The sequence below is a fragment of the candidate division KSB1 bacterium genome, assembly GCA_022562085.1.
Lineage (GTDB): Bacteria > Zhuqueibacterota > Zhuqueibacteria > Oceanimicrobiales > Oceanimicrobiaceae > Oceanimicrobium.
In genome coordinates, this window is sequence record JADFPY010000291.1 from 1 (window position 1) to 5,909 (window position 5,909).

Here is a 5,909-nt window from a genome sequence, read left to right on the forward strand (position 1 = left end):
CCAACATAACTTATGGATTCATGATAAACTAGACAATATAACGGCAAGTTTGAGCGGTCGTGGTTTGACACCTAACTTGGTAAATGATATTGAGCCTTGAAAATCCACAAAGGTAACCCAGTGGGCACGAGCCCCACCATCCGCTCCAAACAACTGTTAGCCGCTGAACGTTAACCTTTACCTAATGAGCAACATTTTTCTATACTTAACAAATCTTTCAGCTTCAATTCTGTAGATATAAACACCTGAGGCGACACTTACTCCGGCCCCATTCTTTCCATCCCACTGAACTATATGAAAGCCAGCTGATCGGTTTTTGTCAATCAAAGTTCGAACCTTTTGACCAAGTATATTATAAATGACTAATTTCACATCTGATGCTTTTGGTAAATCGTATCTAATGGTAGTATTGGGGTTAAACGGATTCGGATAATTCTGCATAAGTGTAATCTGATTTGGGATTGCGGTTTCAGAATAATAAATATCTTCAACAGAGGTGACACCACCACCCGTGGTTGTCTTAAGAATTGTTCCATGACCTCCAACCACCCAACCGGTACTGGCATCGATAAAATAGACAGAAATCAAAGTAAATCCCGTTACGCTGTTTCGGGAAATCCAGTTGGCTCCGCCATCTGTAGTCTTGAGAATCATGCCACTTAGTCCAACCGCCCAACCGGTACTGGCATCGATAAAATAGACAGATGACAACCAACTAAGTCCACCACTGTTTTGCGAAATCCAGTTGGCTCCGCCATCAATGGTCTTAAGAATGATACCACCCGTTCCAACCACCCAACCCGTAGTAGCATCGATAAAATAGACAGATGACAACGTCTCTTCCGTTCCACTGTTTTGCGGCAGCCAGTGTGTCCCACCATCGACGGTCTTAAGAATCATGCCACCCGTTCCAACCACCCAGCCGGTTCTGACGTCGCTGAAATTGACAGAGTGAAACGTTTTTCTCGGTACACTGGCTTGATGGAACCAGGTTGTTCCACCATCGATAGTCTTGAGAAGATTGCTACTACCCCCGACTGCCCAGCCGGTATTGGCATCGGTGAAATAGACTGAAAGCAACGCCTTCGATGTTTGACTGTTTTTTAAAATCCAATTAGTTCCGCCGTCGGTGGTTTTGAGAATTGTTCCAAGACCTCCAGCCACCCAACCGGTACTGGCATTGATAAAATAAACAGAACTCAAAGTCTGTAACGTGCCACTAACTTGAGGGGTCCAGTTGGTTCCACCATTAGTAGTCGTGAGAATGGCACCATTTTTTCCAACCGCCCAACCAGTATTGGCATCGGTGAAATGGATAGATAACACCCATTCTGATGGCCCGCTGTTTTGAGATAGCCAGTTTGTTCCACCATCGGTGGTCGTGAAAATGGCGCCACTCCCTTCAACCACCCAACCGGTAGTGGCATCGGTGAAATGGACAGAAGTCAAGAATCCTGACGTTCCACTCGTTTGCGAAATCCAGTTTGCTCCGCCGTCGCTGGTCTTAAGAATGGTGCCCTCTCTTCCGACCGCCCAGCCGGTATTGGCATCGGTGAAATGGACTGAATACAACCATTCTGACGTTCCACTCGTTTGCGAAATCCAGTTGGTTCCGCCATCAATGGTCTTGAGAATGATGCCCTGTATTCCGACCGCCCAACCGGTATTGGTATCGGTGAAATGGACTGAATACAAACTGTTTGATGTTCCGCTGGCTGATGTTCCGCCGCCATCGGCTTGTACGTGCCAATTTATTCCGCCATCAGTGGTTTTTATAACAGTTCCAAAATCGCCCACTGCAATGGCTGTGTTTGGGTCAAAGATGTAAATGTCATGAAGTGTATTCCCCTGCGGCATTGGGTTTTGCCAGAACCAGCCATCCTGGGCGTGAACATTCACGCTCAAAACGGTCGCCAGGACGAACAACCTGATCCTGTAGTTCATATTTAACCCCATTCATTGCTTATGGATTACAATCCGGCTAACGCCTACAATCACTGGCGAATTCGGAGCGCCAGCGTAGAATTTGTCCAGTGAATTGTTTTGTTATGTGTTCTTATCATCATATTCTCAACGGTTTGGCTATAAGTAGTGGCGGGTTTCAATGTTCTAAACCTTTCGATTTTTCGAACAAAACCGCCATTACTTATGGCATGTGTTAAATTATTTTTACTTAGTTGCAATTACAGCACTTGAAGGCCCTGTCAAAGGCATAGTAGAAGTTTCTCTATAGCCAATTTCCTTTGCCCACCTATCAAAGTCTGCTAAAGAAAAGTCATAACCTTCACGTGTTTCTATCAACATATTTAATGACATCATGAGACCAAAAGCATTTTTACTGCGGTCGTCATCTATAATGTTCTCAAGAACCACTAAGGCCCCTCCTTGAGGTAGGGCGTCATACGCTTTTTTGATGAGCATCTTTTTATCCTGAGTTCCCCAATCATGAAGAATGTTTCCCATAGTAATGATATCCGCTTTTGGAAAGTCTTCCTTGAAAAAATCTCCGGATTGAATAATTATTTTATCACCCAGGCTCATGTTGTTTATAGTTTCTGTTGCTACTGGACTTACGGGAGGTAAGTCAAAGGAAATACATTTCATATGATCATTATTCAGAACTACTTGAGCAGAAAGATACCCTCCAGCACCTCCTATATCGCAAAGCGTACCATAGTTGGAAAAATCAAACTTATTAGAAAAAATCATGAAGTTTCCCATTTGTATTCCGCCCATTGCTTTTAAAAATTCTCGAAGTTTTTCTTCGTTGGCATAAAGTTCTTCAAAAAGAGGTTTACCACCGGTTTTCGTTTCATTTTGAGGGGCACCTGTTTTTAATCCATCTTCAAGATTATGCCAGAATGGATATAATCTATTATTAGACATTTCTAACATACCACCAACATAGCTTGGTTTACTTTTATCGAGAAATAAATCTGTATCTTCTGCGTTTCTGTACAAAGCAGTTTCCTTCAAGCCACTTCTTTTTAGAAAACCTAATGCTACCAAGGTGTCTAAAAAATCATAAAGACCTCTTTCATGCAAGCCTAATCTTGTCTTAATGTCTTGTCCTGATAACTCCCCATTTGCTAAATGCGTAAATAGCCCCATATTAACTGCTGTGAGTAGTGTTTTTGATGCCCAAAATCCCATTCCAATTTGCATTATTTTAGAAGGGTTTACTTGTTTTTCTGTCATTGCTTCCATTCTATTCCTTTTCTAATTGTTATAGTTTATTATTATAATTTTCGCTTCTAATTTATAACTCATTGTTCCAATCAATCCATATTAGCAGGATAAACGCAATGTGCTTATCCAGCCTATACACATAACGCGAGCGTCACTTGACCGCTTCAACGCCCAACGTTCAAAAAAACCGACTGCGGATGCCTTCCCCTCAAGCTCTGGAAATCACGCTACTGAAGCGGGTCAAGTGCACGCACAGTTAGCGCCAACCGACGCTACAAAACCGACGACTATCACCAAAGGCAAACACCTCAAAGCACGAACCGACCTGCGCAATAGAAAGAGATCTATTGACGCGAATACGGTCTGCACTGCGACACATAATATTATTATTGATTTCCATTCCATAAGTTTTTAGAGATGTCCATACATATGTAAAACTTGCCCGCACTTTTATGAATCGCCCCATATATTTTCCTACCTCACGCAACCTTCACCATTCACTGAGACTGAAATAGTTTACCCACAAGAAATATGCTATACCTATCAGGAAATATGCTATACCTATCACCCTCAGCACAAATTTAAAATCAAATACACCCTTTTCCCGTAACTTCTCCCACCAGCTCTTGCCTGTCGGCTCGGGATGGTCTCTAAACTTAGTCCTCATAAATTACCCCTTGCTTGACAAAATTGTCGCCGCTTTTATGAATCAAAACCCCAACAAATCCTTGATAAAACTCAAACGCACGCCTTTTGCAAGAACTGCCAGAGTAATAATTAGACCGATGCCAAGAAGCCACTCGAATGTAACTACATAAATAAAACTTTCCCCGTCGCCAGGGACAACATCGTGATCGAATAAAAAAAGTGATATCAAACCACCCATAAAGAGTTTCCTATGTATTGGCGAATCCCAAAAGTTTATCTATTCTCTCAAGAGCCGATTGTTTACATTCTTCTTCGGTTCTAATCCATTCGCTGGTTTCAGGGTTTCTATAAGGCAAGTAGCAATTTTCAAAATTTTTATCCAGAATATCATCTTCTTTTGGTTAGCAAATATACTCAATCCAAGCATCATCGAAAGTAGTCCTTTTGCTTTCTGGTAGGGCTTCGCGGAACCTAAAATAGGCTTTTTCGAGAATAGCAAAGTCTTTTTGAACGATGTCGAGTGTTGTCATAGGTTTGTCGAATTCGTTTTTAGCGCCGAAAATAAGGCTGTACTTAGTGTCGAGAAATGGATTTCGAAATTCGGTACAGGATTTGAGAAATTCTTGATGCGTGAACAAATCAGTAATTTTCTCAAAGGACAAATCAACAGCTTTCTTGGTAGTATTTCGATTCAGGAACCAACCAATAACTGCTGCAGCAAGTGCAACTGCGGAACCAACGATAAAGTATTCTTGAGCCGTCAAAGTTATTTTTTTATCCTTGATGGATTATTTGGAATTATCATATTCTGGTTATTTGTGCGATTTATTTACGAACCTAACGCAAAGCTGAGCCGCAAAGGACGGCAGGGCACCTAACCTGCTAATTAAAAATAACTTCCGGAGGCCACAAAAGCAAGCCAAAAAGTCCGAGCCCTTTGTCGGCTCCAGCTATTGTTAGAAGCTTGTACGAGACTCCATGAAACGGGCAGTAGAACGGTGCCGGTCGAAGCCTCCGAATGTGTTTTCCACCTTTTCGGCAATCAGAGAATCCCAAACGGTCCATTTATAAATTAAAAGAGTACGAATATCGCGAAGAACCCGATTTATAATCCGATGAGTATATACCTAAATAAAAACATTGGCAATTATCAACTAAACTCAGAAAGTGAACTCACTATTTGGAGCGATCAGCGGGCCTTCTGTCTTCAAAGGACTTCTACCGAAGCTCCTTAGTGTATGCCTATAGTCGTAAATTTGATGCTCAAAAGTATCTTCTAAGTTGATAAAAACTGAATTATGAAAGGTGATCATTTTATACTATCCTGACTCATCATTTTCAGTTTTGCCTGTGGATAACAACATATACTTTATATCTATATCTTTCAGTAAGCTTATTGCATCTTTCACTTGGTCTTCTTGTACCATTAGAATGGCCGGTTGTACAGCTGGACTGGCAAAATGGAAATTCTCACCTTTAAAATAATAGTTTATGTTTTCGCTATCGAGAATGCTTTTGATGAATGCAATGTCGCCAAAATTGTAAGTAGATAACACAGGTTTGAATTCAACATATTCTGGTTTACAATCGGGTGCTCCCAATTCTTCCGGAAGTTCTTCAACAAGGGGAATGTGGCAATCCGTACAAAATGTGAATTTCTCCCGGTATTCTGCTTTGCATTTCGGACAAAACATTGCAAACCTCTGCTTTAAGTTTCCATTGCTCTAACGTTTTAAATGAACGGCCTAAAAGCCGGAATATAACACGGCTTTTAGGCCGCATAATACCGAGACTTAGCTTTTAAATTTGGACAAACACTGCAATTTTCGCTGGATAAGACTCTGACGCCGGGTTTATACAGCATTGTAAATTGAAGAAAAGGTTTCTCATGTCCTAACCAATAAAGAATTTCGACGATGTAGATAAACAGGGTGATGTGTGGTCTTTAATATTAAAAAAAATCCTTGCTAAAGCAAGGAAAATTCATTCAATAAGCACCTTGGATTACATAACCCTTGATATGCTCAGAACTACTACCCCCTTTTGAGGGCTGGGCTTAGTATGGATAATCG

The 5,909-nt window shown here is 41.3% G+C and carries 6 protein-coding genes; 1 reads left to right on the top strand and 5 read right to left on the bottom strand.

The features are described 5' to 3' along the window. Window positions 1-177: 177 nt before the first annotated feature. A complete protein-coding gene (locus tag IH879_18280; GenBank protein MCH7676872.1) occupies window positions 178-1,944 on the bottom strand; it encodes a T9SS type A sorting domain-containing protein in 1,767 nt (588 codons plus the stop codon). A 225-nt stretch (window positions 1,945-2,169) separates the two neighbouring features. Further along, window positions 2,170-3,198 carry a methyltransferase gene (locus IH879_18285; protein MCH7676873.1) on the bottom strand — a complete coding sequence of 343 codons (1,029 nt, stop codon included), beginning with the start codon at window positions 3,196-3,198 and terminating at the stop codon, window positions 2,170-2,172. 109 nt (window positions 3,199-3,307) lie between these two features. Here IH879_18285 and IH879_18290 point away from each other — a divergent pair, with 109 nt between their 5' ends. Further along, a complete protein-coding gene (locus tag IH879_18290; GenBank protein ID MCH7676874.1) occupies window positions 3,308-3,604 on the top strand; it encodes a hypothetical protein in 297 nt (98 codons plus the stop codon). 294 nt (window positions 3,605-3,898) lie between these two features. On the opposite strand, the gene IH879_18295 is transcribed toward IH879_18290, so the two are convergent. The 3 genes from IH879_18295 to IH879_18305 form a co-directional block, all read right to left on the bottom strand. Continuing rightward, entirely contained in the window at window positions 3,899-4,075 is a 177-nt protein-coding gene (locus tag IH879_18295; protein ID MCH7676875.1) for a hypothetical protein, read from the bottom strand. Window positions 4,076-4,238: 163 nt separating this feature from the next. Further along, entirely contained in the window at window positions 4,239-4,601 is a 363-nt protein-coding gene (locus IH879_18300) for a hypothetical protein (GenBank protein MCH7676876.1), read from the bottom strand. Window positions 4,602-5,156: 555 nt separating this feature from the next. Next, window positions 5,157-5,531 carry a hypothetical protein gene (locus IH879_18305; GenBank protein MCH7676877.1) on the bottom strand — a complete coding sequence of 125 codons (375 nt, stop codon included), beginning with the start codon at window positions 5,529-5,531 and terminating at the stop codon, window positions 5,157-5,159. Window positions 5,532-5,909 lie beyond the last annotated feature (378 nt).